This window comes from Jiangella asiatica, assembly GCF_004349065.1.
Classification (GTDB): domain Bacteria; phylum Actinomycetota; class Actinomycetes; order Jiangellales; family Jiangellaceae; genus Jiangella; species Jiangella asiatica.
Map to the genome: position 1 here is coordinate 1 of NZ_SMKZ01000120.1, position 1,154 is coordinate 1,154.

Annotated in this window: 1 protein-coding gene; it reads right to left on the minus strand. The window is 73.5% G+C overall.

What is annotated here, in order from left to right:
- Nucleotides 1-1,142, minus strand: a 1,142-nt coding sequence (locus E1269_RS31985) for an HNH endonuclease signature motif containing protein (protein WP_162606728.1), incomplete at its 3' end; no start/stop codon positions are given.
- Nucleotides 1,143-1,154: the final 12 nt, after the last annotated feature.

Genomic DNA, 1,154 nt, shown 5'->3' on the forward strand with positions numbered 1-1,154 from the left:
CTGCCGAGTGCGTCGATGAGGCGATGGTAGGTGTTGCGGCGGGGCTGTTGGCCGGGGTCGATCCAGGGTGGTGGGACGAACTCGGGATGACGGTCGCCGCCGATGCGGACTGCCCAGCCGCGGTGGTGCACAGCGCGGTGGTGGTGTCCGCATACGAGCACGAGGTTGTGCAGGTCGGTGGTGCCGCCGTCGGCCCAGTGCCGAATGTGGTGTGCCTGGGTCCAGGCGGCGGGGCGGGAGCAGCCGGGGAACGCGCAGCCCTTGTCTCGGGCGACGAGGGCGATCCATTGGGCGGAGGTGACCGTGCGGTGCTGTCGTCCCACGTCGAGGGGCACCCCGTGCGGATCGGTGAGCACCCGGGTGATGCCGGCGTCGCAGGCCAGCCGGCGCAGCGCCTCCGGGGTGATGGGGGTGCCCCACATGGTGGCTGCTTTCGGGCAGCCGGGCTGCTTGCGCAGGGTCGGAAGCGACGCGGTGATGGTGATGTGCGGGCGAGCGCCGCGGCCGCCGGGAAGCAGGTCGCCGGTGTCCATGGCGCGCCGGCACAGCTCGATCAGTGCCTGGCCCGTCCGGGTGGCGTGCCCGCGTGGGTCCGGGGCGCCGTCGGTGGCGGGGACGGGTGCGGCCAGCGAGGCGAGCGCGGTGGTGATGAGGTCGGCGGACTCGGCGGAGAAACAGCCGTACGCCCGGACGGTGCCGTCGCCGTTGTCCACGAACCCGAACATCGTCTTGGCCTCGGCCCGCTCCTCGGCCCGGTCGTTGTCCAGCGCGTGGGCGCCGGCGGCTGCGTCGTGGTCGGTGCCGCCGTCACCGCCGGTGCGCGTGGCTGTTCCGTCGCCGCTGTCCTCGCCGGTTCCGGTGCGGCCGGTTTGGGCCTGTTGTCGGCAAGCCAATTCATGCGCGCCGGTGACCGAGGTCGCGAGATGTGAACCCAGCCGGGCGAGGCTGCGCGGGTCGTGGCGAGTGGCGTGCACAGCCAGGAACGCCTCACACTCGGCCCACACGATGGCGTCGAGATCGGCCGGCAGCCGCCCCAGCGCCCGCCGGACCACCTGAGCATGCTCGACCGAGATGCTGCCCGCGCGCAGCGCCCACGCCGTGCACGGCAGGAACCGCCGAGCGGCTCGCGACAGCTCCCGCACGGCTGCCACCGG